15 protein-coding genes are annotated in these 19,692 nt (G+C 73.3%); 2 read left to right on the plus strand and 13 right to left on the minus strand.

Annotation, left to right across the window (positions count from 1 at the left end):
- Nucleotides 1–419 precede the first annotated feature (419 nt).
- Entirely contained in the window at nucleotides 420–1,427 is a 1,008-nt protein-coding gene (locus tag ACH499_RS30465; RefSeq protein ID WP_399019891.1) for a stage II sporulation protein M, read from the minus strand.
- A 126-nt stretch (nucleotides 1,428–1,553) separates the two neighbouring features.
- Between ACH499_RS30465 and ACH499_RS30470 the strand changes: the two genes are divergently transcribed.
- Nucleotides 1,554–2,510, plus strand: coding sequence for an RDD family protein (locus ACH499_RS30470; RefSeq protein WP_399019893.1), 957 nt, complete (start codon nucleotides 1,554–1,556; stop codon nucleotides 2,508–2,510).
- 19 nt (nucleotides 2,511–2,529) lie between these two features.
- Here ACH499_RS30470 and ACH499_RS30475 read toward each other — a convergent pair whose 3' ends face one another.
- From ACH499_RS30475 to ACH499_RS30515, 9 genes are all read right to left on the minus strand, one after another.
- Nucleotides 2,530–3,144 (minus strand): hypothetical protein, encoded by a 615-nt coding sequence (locus ACH499_RS30475; protein ID WP_399019895.1) that lies wholly within the window; start codon nucleotides 3,142–3,144, stop codon nucleotides 2,530–2,532.
- A 151-nt stretch (nucleotides 3,145–3,295) separates the two neighbouring features.
- Entirely contained in the window at nucleotides 3,296–4,753 is a 1,458-nt protein-coding gene (gene ahcY / locus ACH499_RS30480) for an adenosylhomocysteinase (protein ID WP_399019897.1), read from the minus strand.
- A gap of 323 nt (nucleotides 4,754–5,076) precedes the next feature.
- Nucleotides 5,077–6,051 (minus strand): cation diffusion facilitator family transporter, encoded by a 975-nt coding sequence (locus ACH499_RS30485; RefSeq protein WP_356205424.1) that lies wholly within the window; start codon nucleotides 6,049–6,051, stop codon nucleotides 5,077–5,079.
- Nucleotides 6,052–6,194: 143 nt separating this feature from the next.
- Nucleotides 6,195–7,346, minus strand: coding sequence for a mannose-6-phosphate isomerase, class I (gene manA, locus ACH499_RS30490; protein ID WP_399019900.1), 1,152 nt, complete (start codon nucleotides 7,344–7,346; stop codon nucleotides 6,195–6,197).
- Between the two features lie 128 nt (nucleotides 7,347–7,474).
- Nucleotides 7,475–8,602 carry an SIS domain-containing protein gene (locus tag ACH499_RS30495; RefSeq protein WP_356205426.1) on the minus strand — a complete coding sequence of 376 codons (1,128 nt, stop codon included), beginning with the start codon at nucleotides 8,600–8,602 and terminating at the stop codon, nucleotides 7,475–7,477.
- Nucleotides 8,603–8,702: 100 nt separating this feature from the next.
- Entirely contained in the window at nucleotides 8,703–8,873 is a 171-nt protein-coding gene (locus ACH499_RS30500) for a Trm112 family protein (RefSeq protein ID WP_020940431.1), read from the minus strand.
- Nucleotides 8,874–9,149: 276 nt separating this feature from the next.
- Complete coding sequence (locus tag ACH499_RS30505) at nucleotides 9,150–10,514, minus strand: phosphomannomutase/phosphoglucomutase (RefSeq protein WP_399019902.1); 1,365 nt, start codon at nucleotides 10,512–10,514, stop codon at nucleotides 9,150–9,152.
- A 60-nt stretch (nucleotides 10,515–10,574) separates the two neighbouring features.
- Complete coding sequence (locus ACH499_RS30510) at nucleotides 10,575–12,191, minus strand: L-lactate permease (protein ID WP_399020031.1); 1,617 nt, start codon at nucleotides 12,189–12,191, stop codon at nucleotides 10,575–10,577.
- Between the two features lie 147 nt (nucleotides 12,192–12,338).
- Nucleotides 12,339–12,761 (minus strand): DUF3499 domain-containing protein, encoded by a 423-nt coding sequence (locus tag ACH499_RS30515; protein WP_356205428.1) that lies wholly within the window; start codon nucleotides 12,759–12,761, stop codon nucleotides 12,339–12,341.
- 284 nt (nucleotides 12,762–13,045) lie between these two features.
- Here ACH499_RS30515 and ACH499_RS30520 point away from each other — a divergent pair, with 284 nt between their 5' ends.
- Entirely contained in the window at nucleotides 13,046–13,498 is a 453-nt protein-coding gene (locus tag ACH499_RS30520; RefSeq protein ID WP_356205480.1) for a metallopeptidase family protein, read from the plus strand.
- A gap of 13 nt (nucleotides 13,499–13,511) precedes the next feature.
- On the opposite strand, the gene ACH499_RS30525 is transcribed toward ACH499_RS30520, so the two are convergent.
- The 3 genes from ACH499_RS30525 to ACH499_RS30535 all read right to left on the minus strand — a co-directional run bounded on the left by ACH499_RS30525 (nucleotide 13,512) and on the right by ACH499_RS30535 (nucleotide 19,216).
- Complete coding sequence (locus ACH499_RS30525) at nucleotides 13,512–15,032, minus strand: DUF5719 family protein (protein WP_356205429.1); 1,521 nt, start codon at nucleotides 15,030–15,032, stop codon at nucleotides 13,512–13,514.
- Entirely contained in the window at nucleotides 15,029–18,748 is a 3,720-nt protein-coding gene (locus ACH499_RS30530) for a glycosyltransferase (RefSeq protein ID WP_399019905.1), read from the minus strand. Before ACH499_RS30530 ends, ACH499_RS30525 begins: the two co-directional genes overlap by 4 nt.
- A gap of 204 nt (nucleotides 18,749–18,952) precedes the next feature.
- A complete protein-coding gene (locus ACH499_RS30535) occupies nucleotides 18,953–19,216 on the minus strand; it encodes a WhiB family transcriptional regulator (protein WP_003975777.1) in 264 nt (87 codons plus the stop codon).
- Nucleotides 19,217–19,692: the final 476 nt, after the last annotated feature.

The raw sequence follows: 19,692 nt of genomic DNA on the forward strand, positions 1-19,692 counted from the left end.
GGCGTTGACTTTTGGCACGCTGTTGAGTTCTCAAGGAACGGACGCTTCCTTTGTACTCACCCTCGCGGGCTTTCCTCCGGGCGCTTCCCTTCGGTCTTGCGTTTCCGACTCTATCAGATCTTTCCGGACCCGATTTCCTCGGTGCTTTCCAGGTTCCCGCTTTCGCGTTTCCCTTTCCGGCGGTTCCGACTTTATCAGAAGTTCTTGGCCGGTCTGACCGGCCGTTCATTTCCGATTTATCGGGAGGATGCTTCTCCGAAATTTGATGATCAAGGAGGAAGCGTTAGACGCTCACCGTCGCCCTCTGGGGTGACCCCATCTCCAGGCAACTGTTTGAATCTACCTCCCCACGAGCTCCGTGTCAACGGCTCTTGCGGGAACGAAGAGGACAGTAGCAGCTCGGTGGGGGCTGATGCACATCAGGCGGCCAGCGGCACGGTGGCGCTGCGTTCGGCGGCCTCCACGTCGCCCGTGTCGCCGGCGCGAGCGGCACGTCCGCCCAGGACGTAGACGTAGGCGAGGAAGGCCAGCTCGGCGGCGATGCCGATGGTGATGCGGGCCCAGGTGGGCAGGCCCGACGGGGTGACGAAGCCTTCGACGGCGCCGGAGACGAAGAGGACCAGGGCCAGTCCGATCGCCATGCCGAGTGCGGCCCGGCCCTCCTCCGCGAGGGCGGTGCGGCGGGTTCGCGGGCCCGGGTCGACGAGGGTCCAGCCGAGCCGCAGGCCGGTGCCCGCGGCCACGAAGACCGCAGTCAGTTCGAGCAGGCCGTGGGGCAGGACGAGGCCGAGGAAGGTGTCGAGGCGGCCGGCCGAGGACATGAGGCCGAACCCGACGCCGAGGTTGAGCATGTTCTGGAACAGGATCCACAGGACGGGCAGGCCCAGGAAGACGCCCAGGATGAGGCAGAGCGCGGCGGCCCAGGCGTTGTTCGTCCAGACCTGCGCGGCGAACGAGGCCGCGGGATGGCTGGAGTAGTACGTCTCGTACTGGCCGCCGGGGCGGGTGAGCTCGCGCAGTTCGGCGGGGGCCGCGATCGTGGACTGCACCTCGGGGTGGGTGCCGATCCACCAGCCGAGCAGTGCGGCGACGGCGGTGGACAGGAGCGCGGTGGGCACCCACCAGTGGCGTGCCCGGTACACGGCGGCCGGGAACTGGTGGGTCAGGAAGCGGGTGACGTCGCGCCACGAGGCTCGGCGGGTCCCTGTCACGGCACCGCGCGCGCGTGCGACCAGTTGGCTGAGCCGTCCGGTCAGTTGCGGGTCGGGGGCACTGGACCGGATCAGGGACAGGTGGGTGGCCGTGCGCTGGTAGAGGGTGACGAGTTCGTCGGTCTCGGCACCGGTCAGTCGGCGCCGACGCCGGAGCAGGGCATCGAGGCGGTCCCACTCCGCGCGGTGGGCGGAGACGAAGACGTCGAGGTCCATCGGTGTGCCTGCTCCTCGGCTGTCGTCGGCGGCTCGTCGTGGATCAGCTTGTCCTACCGCGGCGCGGTGCGTCCTCAGCTTGGCAGACTGGCCCCACCGGGGGCAGTCAGGGGAAGGGCGGCGGGCGTGAGTGAGCTGGTGACGGGCGAGGCGGTGGCGCTGGAGCTGCGTCCCGCGAGGCTGCCCAGCAGGGCGCTGGCCGTCCTGCTCGATCTGGTGGTGGCCGTGGCCGTCTATGTGGCGGTCACCGTGGCTCTGACGGCGGCCACCGCCTCCTTGGACGTGGCGGCCCGGACGGCACTGGCCGTCGCCGTCTTCGTCCTGGTGCTGGTGGGCGGGCCCATCGCGGTGGAGACGCTGAGCCACGGGCGGTCCCTGGGGAAGATGGCGTGCGGGCTGCGGGTGGTGCGGGACGACGGCGGGCCGATCCGGTTCCGGCACGCCCTGGTGCGGGGCTTGATCGGGGTCGTCGAGATCCTCATGACGCTCGGTGTCATCGCCTGCGTCGCGTCCTTGGTGTCGGAGCGGGGGCGCCGCCTCGGGGACGTGTTCGCGGGGACCCTCGTCGTGCGGGAGCGGGTGCCGGTGGGACCCACGGGCTTTCCGCCGCCGCCTCCGCCGTGGCTGGCGGGGCGCTTCTCCGCGCTCGACCTGTCCGCGGTGCCCGACGGGCTGTGGCTCGCCGTCCGTCAGTACCTGGCGCGGATGCAGCAGCTTGATCCCCGCGTGGGGTGGGCCATGGCGGAACGTCTCGCCTCCGATGTCGCGGCCCGGACCGGCACCCCGGCACCACAGGGTGTCCCGCCGGCGGCGTATCTCGCGGCGGTGCTGCAGGAGCGGCAGGTGAGGGAGGCACGGCGGGCCTTCGGGGGCGGCGCGGCCCCGGGCGAGGCGCCCGGCGCGCCCTCGGCCGTGGCACCGCCGCCGGACCGTCCGCAGCCCCTCCCCTCCGCGCCGCCGGTGGCGTATCCGCCGCCGGGCTCTCCCGTGACGCCGCCCGGCGTGTCGCCCCGGGGTTCCGCGCGGCCGCCCGCCGGTCCGCGGGACGAGCCCCCCGCCACCGGGTTCGTGCCACCGGCGTAACGGTCGTCTCCGCCGTCGGTCAGGGGAAGACGGACGGCGGAGACTCCAGGTCCTCCAGCTCGATGCCGGGGGCCGCGAGGACGACGTCGCCGACGATGTGGACGGCGTGCTGTTCGCCCGTGTCCAGGGCGGTGACCTGGTATTCGTCCACGGTGAGGGGGCCGCTGTCAGTGGCGTGTGCTTCTCTCTTCACCAGGGCCCAGGACTGGTCGACGGTGCGGGGGGCGAGGACCGGGTCCGTGAAGGCGACCAGGCGTACGCGGGTGGCCGGTGCGGAGGGGGTGAGGCGCAGGAGCCTGGTGGTGGCCACGAGGAAGGCGGGGGACGTGCCGGTGAAGGCGTGGGCGCGCGCGTTGCCTTCCGTGGCGTGGACGCCGGTGGGATCGGTGCGCACCCAGGTGACGCCGTCGAGGGCGGCGGCGCGCACCTGCCACTCGGCGGCGTGGAGTTCGAGGCGAATGGGGCGGCCGAGTTCGTCGAGCGCGAGGTCGACGGAGCCGTGGTGGTCACCGGCGGATGTGGTCAGCCGGGAGACGTAGCGCCAGCCGGAGGGGCCGGGGGCGCACTGGAAGTGTTCTTCCGCGAGGGGGGTGTGATCGTGCGGATCGTGGAGCGAATAACGGCCGCGGGGCATGGGGGTCCTGGGTGGTGACGGGTCGGTCCGGCCGCTGACGAGCCAACGGGGCAGGCCCCCGGCACGGGGGTGCGGGGGCCTGTCTCGGAGGAGCCGGCTGCCGGGCGGGTGCGCGTCGGGGCAGGACGCGCACGCGCCGGCCGCGGGCCGGTCAGTAGCGGTAGTGGTCCGGCTTGAACGGGCCCTCGACGTTCACACCGATGTACTCGGCCTGCTCCGGGCGGAGCGTGGTCAGCTTGACGCCGAGGGCGTCGAGGTGGAGGCGGGCGACCTTCTCGTCCAGGTGCTTGGGCAGCACGTAGACGTCGGTCGGGTAGGCGTCGGGCTTGGTGAACAGCTCGATCTGGGCCAGGGTCTGGTCCGCGAACGAGTTGGACATCACGAACGACGGGTGGCCGGTGGCGTTGCCCAGGTTCAGCAGGCGGCCCTCCGACAGCACGATGATCACCTTGCCGTCGGGGAAGGTCCACGTGTGGACCTGCGGCTTGACCTCGTCCTTGACGATGCCGGGGATCTGCGCCAGGCCGGCCATGTCGATCTCGTTGTCGAAGTGGCCGATGTTCCCGACGATCGCCTGGTGCTTCATCCTGGCCATGTCCGAGGCCATGATGATGTCCTTGTTGCCGGTCGTGGTGACGAAGATGTCCGCCGTCTCGACGACCTCGTCCAGCGTCGTGACCTGGTAGCCGTCCATCGCCGCCTGGAGCGCGCAGATCGGGTCGATCTCCGTCACGATCACCCGCGCGCCCTGACCGCGCAGCGACTCGGCGCAGCCCTTGCCCACGTCGCCGTACCCGCACACGACCGCGGTCTTGCCGCCGATCAGCACGTCCGTGGCGCGGTTGATGCCGTCGATCAGCGAGTGGCGGCAGCCGTACTTGTTGTCGAACTTCGACTTGGTCACCGCGTCGTTCACGTTGATCGCCGGGAACAGCAGGGTGCCGTCGCGGTGCATCTCGTACAGGCGGTGGACACCGGTCGTGGTCTCCTCGGTCACGCCGCGAATCTCGGACGCGAGCTGGGTCCACTTCTGCGGGCTCTCGGCGACCGTGCGGGTGAGCAGCTCGAGGATGACGCGGTGCTCGTCGGACTCGGCGGTGTCGGGCGAGGGGACCTTGCCGTCCTTCTCGTACTCGACGCCCTTGTGGACGAGGAGGGTGGCGTCACCGCCGTCGTCCAGGATCATGTTCGGACCGCCGGTGGGCGTGTTCGGCCAGGTCAGCGCCTGCTCCGTGCACCACCAGTACTCCTCCAGCGTCTCGCCCTTCCAGGCGAAGACGGGGACGCCCTGCGGGTTGTCGGGCGTGCCGTTCGGGCCGACGGCGATGGCGGCCGCGGCGTGGTCCTGGGTGGAGAAGATGTTGCAGGACGCCCAGCGGACCTCGGCGCCGAGGGCGACCAGGGTCTCGATGAGCACGGCGGTCTGCACGGTCATGTGCAGGGAGCCGGTGACGCGGGCGCCGGCCAGCGGCTGGGCCTCGGCGTACTCCTTGCGGATCGCCATCAGGCCGGGCATCTCGTGCTCGGCGAGGGTGATCTCCTTGCGGCCGAACTCGGCCAGGGAAAGGTCGGCGACCTTGAAGTCCTGCCGGTTGTCGACAGTCGTCATTACGGGCTGCTCCTCGGGTTCGGGTCGAGGTGGGTACGGCTGACCTGCGCGGCGGCGGACACAGGGGTGCCCCGAAGAGGACACTGGCATGCCCGCGTACACGCAGCGCAGTCCGTCGGAGGCCCTCTCTCCCTCGGCCGGCCCGTCCGCGGGCCGCCCGACCGCCATCAGCAGCGACGTCTGGCTCCGTCCCAAGCTACACCGGGGAACCGCGCCGTCCCCAGTCCGGCTCCGAAGACTTCCGGCCGTTCCCGGCGGGCCCGGAACGGGACCGGGGCCCGCCGAGGAGTTCGGCGGGCCCCGGTCGGGGAGCGTGGTGGGCGTCAGTGGTGGCCGGTGGCCGGGCCGCCCGGGGTGGCTTCGCGGTCGGGGCCCTTGGCGGCCTCGGCCTCGCTGTAGATGTCCGGTTCGAGGTAGATGACGCGGGCGATCGGGACGGCCTCGCGGATGCGGGCCTCGGCGGCGTCGATGGCGACGGCGATCCCGGCGGCCGTCTCGTCGCGCCGGACGGCGATCTTGGCGGCGACGAGCAGTTCCTCGGGGCCGAGGTGGAGCGTGCGCATGTGGATGACGCGGGTGACGGTGTCACCGTCGACCATCGCGGCCTCGATCTTGCGGACGTCCTCCAGGCCGGCGGACTCGCCGAGCAGCAGGGACTTGGTCTCGGCGGCGAGGACGAGCGCGATCAGGATGAGCAGGACGCCGATGCACAGGGTGCCGATGCCGTCCCAGACACCGTTGCCGGTGAGCAGGGCGAGCCCGACGCCGCCGAGGGCGAGGACGAGGCCGACGAGCGCGCCGAGGTCCTCCAGGAGGACGACCGGCAGCTCGGGTGCCTTGGCACGGCGGACGAACTCCTTCCAGGACTGGCGTCCGCGCAGGGCGTTGGACTCCTTGATGGCGGTGCGGAAGGAGAAGCCCTCGGCGATGATCGCGAAGACGAGGACGCCGACCGGCCAGTACCAGTGCTCCAGTTCGTGCGGGTGCTTGATCTTCTCGTAGCCCTCGTAGAGGGCGAACATGCCGCCGACCGAGAAGAGCACGATGGAGACGAGGAAGGCGTAGATGTAACGCTCGCGGCCGTAGCCGAAGGGGTGTTGCGGGGTGGCCTCGCGCTGGGCCTTCTTGCCGCCGACCAGCAGCAGGGCCTGGTTGCCGGAGTCCGCGAGCGAGTGCACCGACTCGGCGAGCATCGACGACGAACCGCTGAAGAGGAACGCCACGAACTTCGATACCGCGATCGCGAGGTTGGCGGAGAGTGCCGCCACGATCGCCTTGGTGCCGCCTGACGCGCTCATGTGTCGCGTTGTCCCTTCGCCTACGTCTGCCTGTGTGCGCCGCACGGGTGGGCCGGTGACCGGCTTTGCCCGCCCTTTGCGGTGGGTCATTGTTGCAGCCCGGCCGGGCACGGGGTGTGCCTGGCCCGGCTGCCGTGTTCGCGTCAGACGCGGACGGTGGCGCGGAAGAGCGTGCCGTTTCCGGACACTTCGGCCTTTTCGCCCGCCGGTACGAAGACCGAGCGGCCGGCGGCCAGTTCGTGCTCGCCCGCCCGTACGGTGCCCGCCGTGCAGAGCAGGATCTGCGCCACGGGCAGGGTGAGGTCGTGGGGGCCGGCTCCCTCGGGGAGGACGTAGCGGGACAGGCGGAACTCGTCGGTCGGGGTGTCGTAGACCTCTTCGCCGTCGGGGGACGCCTCCGGGCGCAGGACACCGGGGTCGCCGGGCTCGAAGCGGACGATGCGCAGGAGTTCGGGGACGTCGACGTGCTTGGGGGTCAGGCCGCAGCGCAGGACGTTGTCGGAGTTGGCCATGATCTCGACGCCGAGGCCGTTCAGATAGGCGTGCGGGACGCCGGCGCCGAGGTACATGGCCTCGCCGGGCTGGAGCCGGACGTGGTTGAGGAGCAGGGCGGCGAGGACGCCGGGGTCGCCCGGGTAGTGGTGGGCGATGCCGGCGTAGGGCGCGTAGGCGCCGCCGAGCCGGTCGCAGGCGGCCGCGGTCTCGGCGACCGTGCGGGACATCTCCTCGGGGTCGGCGGTGAGGACCGCGGTGAGGACCTCGCGCAGGGCGGCGTCCTCGGGGTGGGCGCGCAGCAGGTCGACGTACGGCTTGAGGGAGGCGACGCCGAGTCCGTCGAGGAGCCCGGCGGTCAGGGCGGGGTCGCGGAAGCCGCACAGGCCGTCGAACTCGGTGAGGGCGCAGACCAGTTCGGGCTTGTGGTTGGCGTCCTTGTAGTTGCGGTGCGGGGCGTCCAGGGGGACGCCGCGGCGCTCCTCGTCCGCGTAGCCCTCCTGGGCCTGGGCGAGGTCGGGGTGGACCTGGAGGGAGAGCGGGGCGCCGGCGGCGAGGAGTTTGAGGAGGAAGGGCAGCCGGGGGCCGAACCTGGCGACGGACGCCTCGCCCAGTTCCTTCTCGGGGGCGGCGGCGACGACCTCGTCGAGGGTGCCCCGGCCGGTGCGGGAGGGGGCGCCGGGGTGGGCTCCCATCCACATCTCCGCCTGCGGTTCGCCGGTGGGCTCGGTGCCGAGCAGGGTCGGGATCGCGGTCGTGGAACCCCAGGCGTAGGGGCGGACGGTGTTGTCGAGGCGGTCCATGAGTTCTCTCTGCCGGTGCGGGCGGGTACGGGTCCGGCGCGCGGGTCCTGTGCGGGTGTCCTGATGCGCTGTCCTGATGCGCGGTCCTCGGGCGCGGGTCCGGGTGCGCTGTCCTGTCGGGTACGAGATCAGGCGCCGGAGGCGAGCGCCAGGTAAACGGCGGCGAAATCCGTGATGGCGATCAGTTCGGCGAGGTTCTCCAGGTCGCCGCCGGGCTCCGGTTCGAGTTCGCTGATCGGCGTGTCGTGGCCGAGGGCGAGGTCGCGGGCGGAGGGCGCGGCGGTGAGACCGCCGCTGGGGCGGTCGCGCAGCAGCACCACGCGCGCGTGCAGGGCGGGCGCCTCCTCGACCCGGTCGCGGAAGAAGTCGTCGGGGTCGGCGGCCGCGGCGAGCGGGCCCGCGAGCAGGGCGCTGTGCGCGGCCAGTGCCTCGGGCAGTTCGGCGACGACCGCGGGGGTACCGGAGAGTTCGGCGAGCGCGGCGGCGAAGCGGCGGCCCGCCGGTCCGGCGGAGGTGCCCTCGGTCCAGATGACCGGGAGGGAGTCGGCCAGTTCGGCCGCCAGGGTCTTCGCCGGGTTGCTGTACGTCACGACGGCGGGCCCGCAGCGTTCGGCGACCCGGTCGAGGCGGTCGGCGACCTTCTCGACGGCCTCCGGCGGCGCTTCGAGCAGGCCCGTGCGGTCCAGCAGGGCGAGCAGCGGGGTGAGCAGCGCCCACAGGACGCCGGGGGCTGCGCCGGCGAGGGGCTCGTCGTGGTCGTAGGGGGCCGTCGCCATCGGGAGGAACAGGCCGCGGGAGCCGTTGACCGTCTCGGTGAGCGGGGAGCGGTCGGGGGCCACGGCCACGACGGTGCAGCCGCGGCGGTAGGCCTGTTCGACGAGGAGGGCGAGGCCCGGCTCGGTGCCGTCGGGGGTGGCGATCAGCAGGAGGTCCACGGAGCCCGCCCAGCCGGGCAGTTCCCAGCGCAGGGCGCCCGCGGCGGCCGCGACGCCGGTGGGGGCGAGGCGGATGACGGGGCTGCCCGCGCCGGCGAGGGTGCCGAGGAGGTCGGCGGCCTGGGTGGGGGCGGCGCCGGGACCCGCGATGAGGACCGCGCGGGGACGGCCGTCCGGTTCGAGGTTGCCGACGCCGGCCTCGGCGGCGAGCCGGGCGGCGGTGCGCACGCGGGCTCCTGCCTCGGCCGCGCCGCGGAGCAGGCCGCGGCGGTCGGCCTCGGCGAGGCCGTCGGGGGCGTCGAGGAGCGATTCGTCGAGCATGGCGGCAGTCTCCGATCGCCGGGGCGTTCGTTCGGTTGCGCGGGCGCCTGGTCGCCGGGTGCCGGGACGTGCCGGACGGCTCGGGGCGCCTGGCCGTCGGCTACGCGGGGCGGCGGGCCTCGTCTACGAGGAGGACGGGGATGCCGTCGCGGACCGGGTACGCCAGGCCGCAGTCCTGACCGGTGCAGATCAGCTCCGCGTCCTGCTCCTTGAGGGGGGCGTGGCAGGCGGGGCAGGCGAGGATCTCCAGGAGGCCGGCTTCGAGCGGCATGGGGGTTCCCTTCGGGGACGGTGGGGCGTGTGTGGATGTGCTGGTCAGGGTACCGCCGGTCGATGGGCGTATGCCCGGGGTCGGGGCGGGGCGTGGGCGTGCGGGGCGGGTTGTGCGGGCCGGGTGCCTCCCCCGCTCTCCGGCTGCGCTCGCGCGGGGGGACCCCACCGCCCACCCGTGCCGCCCTCGGGGGCACCTCCCAGGCCGTTCAGGCACGGGGGGAGCCACGACTGCCCGCAGCTACGGCTGGGCGCGGCTGCGGGCGGCGGGGCGTGGTCAGTTTCGGATGAGGGCCAGTGCCTCGTCGCGGACCTTGCGCATCGTCGCCTCGTCGCGGGCCTCCGCGTTCAGGCGGAGGAGGGGTTCCGTGTTGGAGGGGCGGACGTTGAACCACCAGTCGGCGGCGGTGACGGTGAGCCCGTCGAGGTCGTCCAGCGTGATGCCGTCGCGGCCCTCGTACGCGGCGCGGATCGCGGCGAGGCGGGCCGCCTGGTCGCCGACGGTGGAGTTGATCTCGCCGGAGCCCTCGTAGCGGTCGTACCGGGCGACCAGCGCGGACAGCGTGCCCTCCTGTCCGCCGAGGGCGGCGAGGACGTGGAGGGCGGCCAGCATTCCCGTGTCGGCGTTCCAGAAGTCGCGGAAGTAGTAGTGCGCGGAGTGCTCGCCGCCGAAGATGGCGCCGGTCCTCGCCATCTCGGCCTTGATGAAGGAGTGGCCCACGCGCGTGCGTTGCGGGGTGCCGCCCATCTCCCTGACGACCTCGGGCACGGACCAGGACGTGATCAGGTTGTGGATGACCGTGCCCTTGCCGCCGTTGCGGGCGAGTTCGCGGGAGGCGACCAGGGCGGTGATCGCCGACGGGGAGACCGGGTCGCCGTTCTGGTCGACGACGAAGCAGCGGTCGGCGTCGCCGTCGAAGGCGAGGCCGAGGTCGGCGCCCTCCTCGCGGACGCGCTTCTGGAGGTCGACGAGGTTGGCCGGGTCGAGCGGGTTGGCCTCGTGGTTGGGGAAGGTGCCGTCCAGCTCGAAGTACATCGGCACCACGTCGAGCGGCAGGCCCTCGAACACGGAGGGGACGGTGTGCCCGCCCATGCCGTTGCCCGCGTCGACGACCACCTTGAGCGGGCGGATGGCCGTGAGGTCGACGAGGGAGCGCAGGTGGGCCGCGTAGTCGGCGAGCGTGTCGCGCCGGCTGAGCGTGCCCTGACGGGGCGTCGGCTCGGGAGCGCCGGTCTCGCTCCAGCGCTCCACCATGGCGCGGATCTCGGCGAGGCCGGTGTCCTGGCCGACCGGTGCGGCGCCCGCGCGGCACAGCTTGATGCCGTTGTAGCGGGCCGGGTTGTGCGAGGCCGTGAACATGGCGCCCGGCAGGTCCAGCGCGCCGGATGCGTAGTAGAGCTGGTCGGTGGAGCACAGGCCGATCTCGGTGACGTCGGCGCCGCGGGACGCCGCCCCGCGCGCGAAGGCGCCGGACAGGCCGGGCGACGAGGGCCGCATGTCGCGCCCGACGACCACGGCGTCCGCGCCGGTCAGCTCGACGAAGGCCGCGCCGAACAGCTCGGCCAGCGACTCGTCCCACTGGTCCGGGACCACACCGCGTACGTCGTACGCCTTCACGATCTGCGACAGATCAGCAGCCACGGCCAACCTTCCTGAAAGTCCTGTCGGTGCCCACAAACTACCGGTACGCACCGACCCGGGTCAGGGCAGCGTCCAGCCCAGCACCGGGGAGGACTGTCCGACGACGATCAGGCACATGACCAGCAGCAGGCCCGCGCTCCACGGCAGCACCTTGCGCAGCAGGTCCCCCTCGCGGCCCGCGAGGCCCACGGCGGCGCAGGCGATGGTGAGGCTCTGCGGGGAGATCATCTTGCCGAGGACGCCGCCGGAGCTGTTGGCGGCGGCGAGCAGTTCGGGCGAGAGGCCCGACTCACGGGCGGCGGTCACCTGGAGGGCGCCGAAGAGCGCGTTGGCCGAGGTGTCGGAACCGGAGACGGCGACACCGAACCAGCCGAGCACCGGCGACAGGAAGGCGAGTCCGGCACCTGCCGCGGCGACGAAGTGGCCGATGGTGGCGGCCTGTCCGGAGAGGTTCATGACGTGGGCGAGGGCCAGCACGGAGGTCACCGTGAGGATGGCGAACCGCAGTTCGCGCACGGTGGCGAGCCATTCCCGGACCGCCACGCGCGCGTGCACACCGAGGACGACGGCCGTGGCCGCGCCGGCGACCAGTACGAGGGTGCCGCCGGTGGAGACGACCGGCCAGGAGAAGACGTTGCCGCCGACCGGCTCGCCGCCCGGACCGGCCACGTCGAGGAACGGCCAGTCGTACGTCTGCGTGGCCTTGGCCAGCACGTCCTTGACGGCGGGTATCTGCGCGACGGAGAAGACCGCGACGATCAGCGCGTACGGCGCGTAGGCCCGCACGACCTCCCGGCGGGGGTCGGGCTCGTCCAGTTCCTCGCTGCGCACGCCGGTGAGGACGCGGGCGCGGACGGGTTCGGCGGCCGGCTTGCGGGCCCCCGGCACGGCGACCAGGGCGCCGGCGCCGGCCAGCGCGGCGCCGATGTCGGCGAGCTGGGCGGAGACGTAGTTGGAGGCGGCGAACTGGGCGACGGCGAAGGCCGCCCCGCAGGCCAGCGCGGGCGCCCAGGTCTCGCGCAGCCCGCGCCGTCCGTCCACCAGGGCGACCAGCAGCAGCGGGACGACGAGGGCGAGCAGGGGCGTCTGGCGGCCGACCACGGAGGCGACGTCGTCCAGCGGCAGCCCGGTGACCTGGGCCAGCGTCACCACCGGGGTGCCCATCGCGCCGAAGGCGACCGGCGCGGTGTTGGCGACCAGCGAGACGACCGCCGCGCGCACGGGGTCGAAGCCGAGGGCGACGAGCATGACCGAGCAGATCGCGACGGGCGCGCCGAACCCGGCGAGGGCCTCCAGCAGGGCGCCGAAGCAGAAGGCGACGACGAGGGCCTGGATGCGCGGGTCGTCGGAGAGCCGTCCGAAGGAGCGGCGCAGGACGTCGAAGTGCCGGGTGCGGACGGTCATCCGGTAGACCCACAGGGCGTTGACGACGATCCACAGGATGGGGAAGAGCCCGAACACGGCGCCCTGGGCGGCGCCGGAGAGCGTCTGCTCCAGCGGCATGCCGTAGGCGAGCCGGGCGACGAGCACGGCGGCCAGGAGGCCGATGAGGCCCGCCAGATGGGCTCTCATGCGGACGCCGCCGAGCAGGACGAGGACGATCACCAGCGGCAGGGCCGCCACGGCGGCGGACAGGCCGAGGGAATCGGCGACGGGTTCGAGTTCCTGGACGTACACGGGCGCCTCCCAGGATTCCGTCATGCGAAAGCGATTTCTCACCGCTTTCGGAATGATCGTGTCCACGTCAAGAAGACGCAATGGGTGTGCGCGGGGAAACGCATGCGCCGGGAGGTGCGGGAGGGGTGCCGGAGGATCGGCGGGGACTCAGTTGTCCGGTGAACGCAGGACGCGGAGGTGGCCGCGCCGCGCGACCTCCATCGGATCGGCCGGGCGGGCCCCGCCCCCGGCTCCCGCCGCGCGCTCCTGGGGGCGGGCGGCCTCGCGCACCGCGTTCGCGAGCGCTTCCAGGTCGTCGCCGCTCGGGCGGGCCGGGGCCGAACCGTCGAGCAGTCGCACGACCTCCCAGCCGCGCGGGGCGGTGAGGCGCTCGGAGTGCTCGGCGCACAGGTCGTAGCAGTGGGGTTCGGCGTAGGTGGCGAGCGGGCCGAGGACCGCGGTCGAGTCGGCGTAGACGTACGTCAGCGTCGCGACGGCGGGACGGCCGCAGGCGGTGCGCGAACAGCGACGTACAGGGCTCACGATGTTGGACGGTACCGCACTCTTGAGCGGGCCGCGACGACCCTCCACCAGGTCTCACCCCCGTGTCGCGGTGTGAAACGGACCACAGGCGCCCCTGTGGACCCCTGCGTGACCTGCGGCGACGCGGCTTTTCGAGATACCGAACAGGTACTGGGTCGGTCATAGGCTCATACAAACAGTGACATTTGCGGCGAGATCGACGGTCACGGAGAGATACGGAATCGAGCCCAACCTTGGCTGGAATGGTCGTCCCGCGACATGCCGTGCGCCGCGCCGGTGTGTCGCGCGGGCGGACGGCGCGCCGGACCGGTGAGGACTACCCTTCACCAGTGATGGACAACCCCGTGACGCCCCGTGAGGCCGGCCGCCCAGGACCCCGCCGTCGTGATCGCCACGGCCGGGGCATGCGCGGTCCGATCGCGCCTCCGCAGGTACCGCTCGCCGCCAGCCGCGCCGACCTGTTCGCGGACCTGGTGCAGGACTCCGTCGAACGGCTGGAGCGGCGCTGGCCGCAGCTCGCCGACGTCGACTTCCACGTCCTCGAGGTGCCGCGGCTGGACGGCGCCGCGCAGGGCTGGAACGACGAGGCGGTGCCGCTCGGCGGTGCGGAGCCCTCGCGCGACGGCCGGCGGGGCCGGGTGGTCGTCTACCGCCGGCCGGTCGAGCTCCGCACCAAGGGACGGGACGAACGGGCCGCCCTGGTGCACGAGGTGGTCGTCGAGCAGGTCGCCGAACTGCTCGGGCTCACGCCGGAGACGGTGGACCCGCGCTACGGGGAGGACTGAGGGCCCGGGCCCCTCACCTCTGGAGCACCGTCAGGTCCTCCTCCGCCTTCGGGACCGCCACCATGCCCCGGTCGTCCGGGAGGGTCTGCACCGTGAAGGCCGCCGCCTTGTCGTTCTCCGGCTGGGTCAGGGTCCGCGCCGCGTAGACGGGACCGCCGGAGACGGGCTCGACGGTCAGCGCGTAGGTGCCCTTCAGGCCCGCGGGCACCGGCAGTTCCACGTCCTGGGTGGTACCGCCCTTGATCGTGTAGGTCCGGCTCGCCGTCGTGCCGCCCTCGCTGCCCGCCGACGCCGTGACCTTCACCTTCGCCTCCTTGACGGGCGCGGTCAGGGAGAGGACGGTGCCCTTGGCGCGGTTGTCGACGGCGGTGGCGCGCGCGCCGACCGGGCGGGAGGCGGGGATGAACGCCGTCTCCTGCGCGTCGCCCTTGCCGCGCACCACCCGCAGGGCGGCCACGACCGGCACGGACCGGTCCGTCGGCGTCAGCACCAGCGAGCCGGCTTCGCCGCGCGTCACGTCGCCGAGGTCGAAGCCCGTCGTCATGCCCGCCTTCACGCGCACCGTCTCGTGCCCGGCGGGGGTGATCTGCCCGGTCGGCGAGGCGAGCCGCACCTTCAGGTCGGCGTCGGTGCCACCGGGCGTGAACAGCAGCAGGCGTACGGCCGTGGCGTCCTTCGGGATGCCCGGCAGCACCAGGCTGCCCGCCGGGTCCGCGGCCGCGGCGAGCCAGTCGCCGCCGGTCTTGTCGTCGAGGGCCTGGACGGCGGCCCCGACCCGGCCGCTGCGCACGCCGACGTGCACGGTGAGGTCGGCCTCCTGGGTGTCGCCGAGCGTGGACAGCAGGAGCGACTCGGTGCCGTGGGCGGGCACCGTGACGCCCTCCCCGACCGTCGACTCCACGGCGCCGTCCTTGCCGTAGAGCTCGACGTCGACGACGGCCGGCGAGTCGTCGGGGTTCGTCAGGTGCACGTAGTCGGTGCGCTCGGGTGCCGTGCTGGCGCCGGGGAACCAGAAGTCCGTGTCCGGAGCGGTGCAGTTGACGCCCTGCAGGCCCCGGCCCGAACCGGCGGCGACCTCCGTGGTCTGCTGCACGGTCCAGCCGGGGGCGTGGCTGCCCTCGGCGGTGCCGATGAGCGCGGGCGTGTCGGCGCCGGTGGTCTTCGCGGTGGCCGGTGTTCCGGGTTCCTTCGGCTGGACGGCGGGCTTCTCGGCCTTCTCGGCGTCGTCCTCGTCCTCGGCCTTCTCGCCGTCCCCGCCGGCGTCGTCCGGCTTCTGTGCCGCGGCCTCCAGTTCGGCCTTGCCCTCGGCCTCGGCGCCCTTGGTGACCGGCGTGAAGGAGGTGTACGCCGTCTCGGCCAGGTCGGAGGTGCTGGGCGCCGGGCACGTCAGGCTGGTGCGCTCCACGGGCAGCCGGGCGGCGGACGCGGACGCGGTGTCCGTGCCGGAGGGGTCCGGCGCGGACAGCGCCGCGAACCCGGTGACGGCGGCGAGCGCGGTGGCGACGGCGATCAGGGACAGGGTGGTGCGGTTCACTGCTGGCTCCCGTCGGGACGCTCACTGCCGGTGCCGTGGGGCTGGTGGGCCTGGGAAGGGTCGTACGGGGTGTCGTATCCGCCCTGGCCGTAGGCCGGGTCGTACGCCTGGCCGTAGCCGCCGGCGGGCTCGCCGTAGGCGTACGGGTCGTACGGGCCGGCCTCGTACGGAGCGCCCTGCGTGTCCTGGGCGCCCTGGTAGGGCTGCGCCGGGTACGGCTGCTGCTGCCCGTAGGCGGCCGGGTCGTACTGCTGGGCGTCCTGGTACTGGTCGGTGCCGTACGTGCCGTAGGAGCCGTACTCGGCGCCCTGGCCGCCGGTCTGGTCCCAGGCGTCGTAGGTCTGCTGCCCGGGGACCGCCACCGGGGGCTGCTGCGGCGGGGCGGGGGCCTCGACGGGCGGCGCGGCCCCGGTGTCCGGGCCGGTCTCCGCCTCGGCCTCCGCCTGGGCGCGCAGCCGTCGCGCCCGGCGTCCCTCGCCGGCTGCGGGCTCGGCGGGGACGAGCGGCTCCTCGGGCAGGTCGTCGTCGACGTCGCGGCGCCGGCCGGGCAGGGCGAGGACGACCAGGACGACGGCGAGCAGCCCCTGGGTCCACAGCCAGGCGGTGCGGGTGAACGGGTCGTCGTAGGTGACGTCGAGCCGGCCGCCGGACGCGGGGAGCTTGAAGCCCTGGGCCCAGCCGTCGACCGTGGTGCGGGTGAGCGGCTTGCCGTCGAGGGTGGCCGTCCAGCCGTCGGCGGCGGTGTCGGCGAGGCGCAGCACACGGCCCTCGGAGCCGGCCGGGATCTTGGTGTGGATCTCGACCGGTCCGGCGGCGACCGGCTGCGGTTCGCCCGTCGCGGAGCCGTCGCCGGAGACGACGGCCGCGCGCGCGACGTTCCGGTCCACCTGCCACAGTCCGCTGCCGTCCTGCTGGCTGAGCCGCCTCAGGCCCGGCGTGGCGTCCAGGACGCGGACGATGTCGCGGGGTGCGCCCTTGTGCACCAGGACGTAGCGCACGGCGAAGCCGCCGAGCTGGCCGGCCTGGTCGGCGCCGGAGCCCGCGACGAGGTTGGCGACGACCTTGTCGAGGCGGCTGTTGCCCTCGCCCGCCAGTTCGGCGTCGCCGAGGCGGGCCCCGGCGCCGCGGACCAGCATGTAGCTGACGTGGGCGGCGGAGTCGCTGTCGAGGACGAGGGTGCGGGCCTGGTCGCGGGTGACGCTGTCCTCGGCGACGAAGGCGGGCACCTGCAACGGGTCGCGGCGCTGAACCGGGCCGTCGGCGCCGCCTGCCATCCAGCCGACGGCGGCGATCAGCGGGCCGACGGCCGAGGCGAGGGCGATGAGCGCGGCGACCGGCTGGCGCCAGCCGAAGCTCTGCTCCGCCACGCGCAGGCGAGCCCCGTCGGCGCCCAGGACGGCTGCGGACAGCAGGGCGATGCCGTAGACGAGGGTGGCGGGGCCCGCCCAGGCGGAGCGGTTGGACAGGACCGCGAAGACGAGGGCGACCAGGGCGACGGCCCAGGCGGTCCGGATCGCCGTCTGCCGCTCGGAGCGCAGCAGGGCGGCCAGCGCGGCCAGCACGATGCCGATGAGGACCAGTCCGCCGACCGTGCCGGGGCCGCCGGGGCTGGCGCCGAGCAGGTCGAGCGCGGAGGCGGCCGACGAGCCGTACTCCATGCCGGCCTCGTCGAAGAAGCCGAAGGGGAGCAGCGTCAGCGACCAGGGCGCGAGCAGCAGCAGCGGCACGCCGAGCTGGGCGAGCAGCCGCAGCCCGTACGCCGCGATGTCGTCGCGGCGCAGGACCAGCACGCCGACGCCGAGGAGCAGGGCGATGGGCCACACGACGGGCGTGAAGGCGGTGGTGACGGTCAGCAGGAGCGCGTACGCCCAGGTGGCGCGCCAGCTTCCGCGGGCGCCGGACGCGCCGGCCAGGCCGGCGGCCGCGACGCCCGCGCGAGCGACGAGCGGGAGCAGCACGGCGAGGACGGCGGTGCCGAGCCGACCGCCGGCGAGGGCGCCGGTGGCGGCGGGCAGGAAGGCGTAGGCGGTCGCCGCCCATGCGCGCAGCAGCCGGGAGGGCACGAGCGGCCGGGACGCGAGGTACGCGGTGACTCCGGCCAGGGGCACGGAGCAGACGAGCAGCAGGGTGACGGCGAGTCCGGTGGAGCCCAGCAGCAGGGAGGCGAGCGTGGCGACGATCGCCAGGTAGGGCGGGGCGGACGCGGTGCCACCCGTGCCCACCGTGTGCCAGGCGTCCACGTACCGCGACCACAGGTCGCCGGCGCCGGGCGGGGCGGGCAGCAGGGCGCCGCCCGCCAGGGCGCCGCCGCCGAACAGCGCGCGGCAGGCGACCAGGGCGGCGAGCAGCAGCATCAGGAAGAGCACCGGGCCGGGCTTGCGGGCGATGCGCTTGAGGCGGGCGAACTGCTCGATCTCCAGGAAGTCGGCGTCGTCGCCGCCCGGTCCGGACTCGATGGCGCCGCCGTGCCGTCCGGCGCCCGTGGCCGTCTCGGCGTCGGAGCCGCCCAGGAGACCGCCGGCGACCTGTTCGACGGTGACGCGGATGGTGGCGCCCGGGGGCGGGAACAGGGCCCGCAGTTCGTCCTTGCCGATCTGCGGGCGGCCGCGTTCGCGCCGTCCGGCGATGACGCGTTCGGGCCGCAGCAGGACGCTCAGCAGGCCCCGTATCTCGTCGAGTGCCTGGCCGGGGACCTTGCCGACGAGGTAGGCGACCGTGCGCAGCAGGGTGCCGACGACGAGGCGCAGCAGCACCCAGGGCAGGGCGGCGGTGCGGACGTTGACGAGCAGGGTGTGGACGGCGCCCGCCTTGTCCACCTTGTGCGGGGAGGCGGTGGTGCGGCCCGCGCAGTCGACGGCGCGGCGTTCGCGGGAGGCCGCCTCGGCGTGGCGGACGACGGCCTCGGGGGCGACCAGGACGCGCAGCCCGGCGGCGTGCGCGCGCCAGCACAGGTCGACGTCGTCGCGCATCAGGGGCAGCCGGCGGTCGAACCCGCCGAGGCTCTCGAAGACGTCACGCCGGATCAGCATGCCCGCGGTGGACACCGACAGGACGGACCGGACGTGGTCGTGCTGGCCCTGGTCCTGCTCGCGGCGGTCCAGACCGGTCCAGCGGCGGCCGGAGTTGGCGATGGAGACGCCGACCTCCAGCAGTTGCCTGCGGTCGTACCAGCCGCGGAGCTTGGGGCCGACGACGGCGACGTCCTCGCGGCCGAGTTCGTACTCGTTGTCCACGACGCGCAGCAGCTGGGCGAGCGCGTCGGGTTCGGGGGCGCAGTCGTCGTGCAGGAGCCACAGCCACTGCACCGGTTCCCCGTGGGGGAGTTCGGGCAGGTCGTAGGCGTCGTCGCGCCAGGTGCGCGTGGCGGGGTCCCAGCCGCTGGGCCGTCGCAGGTACGCCAGGTCGTCGGGCGTGAGGACCGGGGCGGTGCGGGTGGCCTCCTCGACGGCCTGGCCGAAGCCGGTGCGCCGGGCGAGGTGGAGGACGCGGTCGTCGCCGAGGGCCTCTCCGACCAGTCGGGCGGAGTCGTCGGCGCTGCCGGTGTCGGCGGCCACGGCGTACTGGACGGGGCGCTCCTGGCCGAGCAGCCCGGCGAGCGCGTCGGGCAGCCAGCGGGCTCCGTCGTGGGAGACGAGGACGGCGGTCACCACGTGGCGCGGGAACTCAGGTGCGGCAGCGGTGTCTTGCTGGGCTGCCGGGTGGCTGTGCACGGACATCGAGGTACGGGCCCCGGTTCGATGGACTGCGGTGGACACCCGTGCCCGTTGGGGATGGCGGGGCGTCTCGGACGAGCGCCCACACTATCGGCTGGGCATGACGACGGCCCGCCGCCTGTGGACAACCCACCTGCGAGGGGCCGTTCATGCCGTTGTGCGCGTGGGGACGCGGGCCGTCCGCCGGGCCTCGTACCGGACGCGGGGTCAGACGGCGGCCTTCTTCAGCCGGCGGCGTTCCCGCTCGGACAGGCCGCCCCAGATGCCGAAGCGCTCGTCGTTGGCGAGGGCGTACTCGAGGCACTCGGAGCGGACCTCGCAGGCGAGGCAGACCTTCTTGGCCTCCCGGGTGGAGCCGCCCTTCTCGGGGAAGAAGGACTCGGGGTCGGTCTGGGCGCACAGTGCGCGCTCCTGCCAGCCGAGCTCCTCGTCCGCGTCGTCGACCAGCAGTTGCTGCACCAGCTCGGTCATGTGCGCCCCTCGTCTGTTCTTCGCGTCCCCGTGATCCAGCCGTTATCGATTCGGGCTGAACGACACGAGTGAAATTACAAGTGTGCTGCTCCGGGCGAGTCAAGCCGAGATCTGCTATTGGGCCCCTTATTCACTCTGCGGAACCAAGGGCGTGCGGAAAGTGTTCAAATCGGTATAAACACTGACGCACCGACGAGGCCCGCCGACGCCTCCCGCCCCGCACGGACCTGTACGGAGGAGGACGCACCCGCGTTCGATCTCGTTCCGACACACAGACCGAAGCGAACCTGATCACATTCGGATCACGGGATCGCAACGGGGGTTGTGCGCCCGGCTTGTGCCGCATGTGTCCCCGAACCCGCCCGAGCAAACCTTTCATCCGCGAGATGAACCGGATGAGGTGAAGCATGTCCCACATACCGGGCATCGAGTTGACACTGATGGTGTGAGCCGCTGTCCTTGTGGGCATGCTCGCG

Origin of the sequence: Streptomyces sp. NPDC018947, from assembly GCF_044390505.1 — a bacterium.
GTDB lineage: Bacteria > Actinomycetota > Actinomycetes > Streptomycetales > Streptomycetaceae > Streptomyces.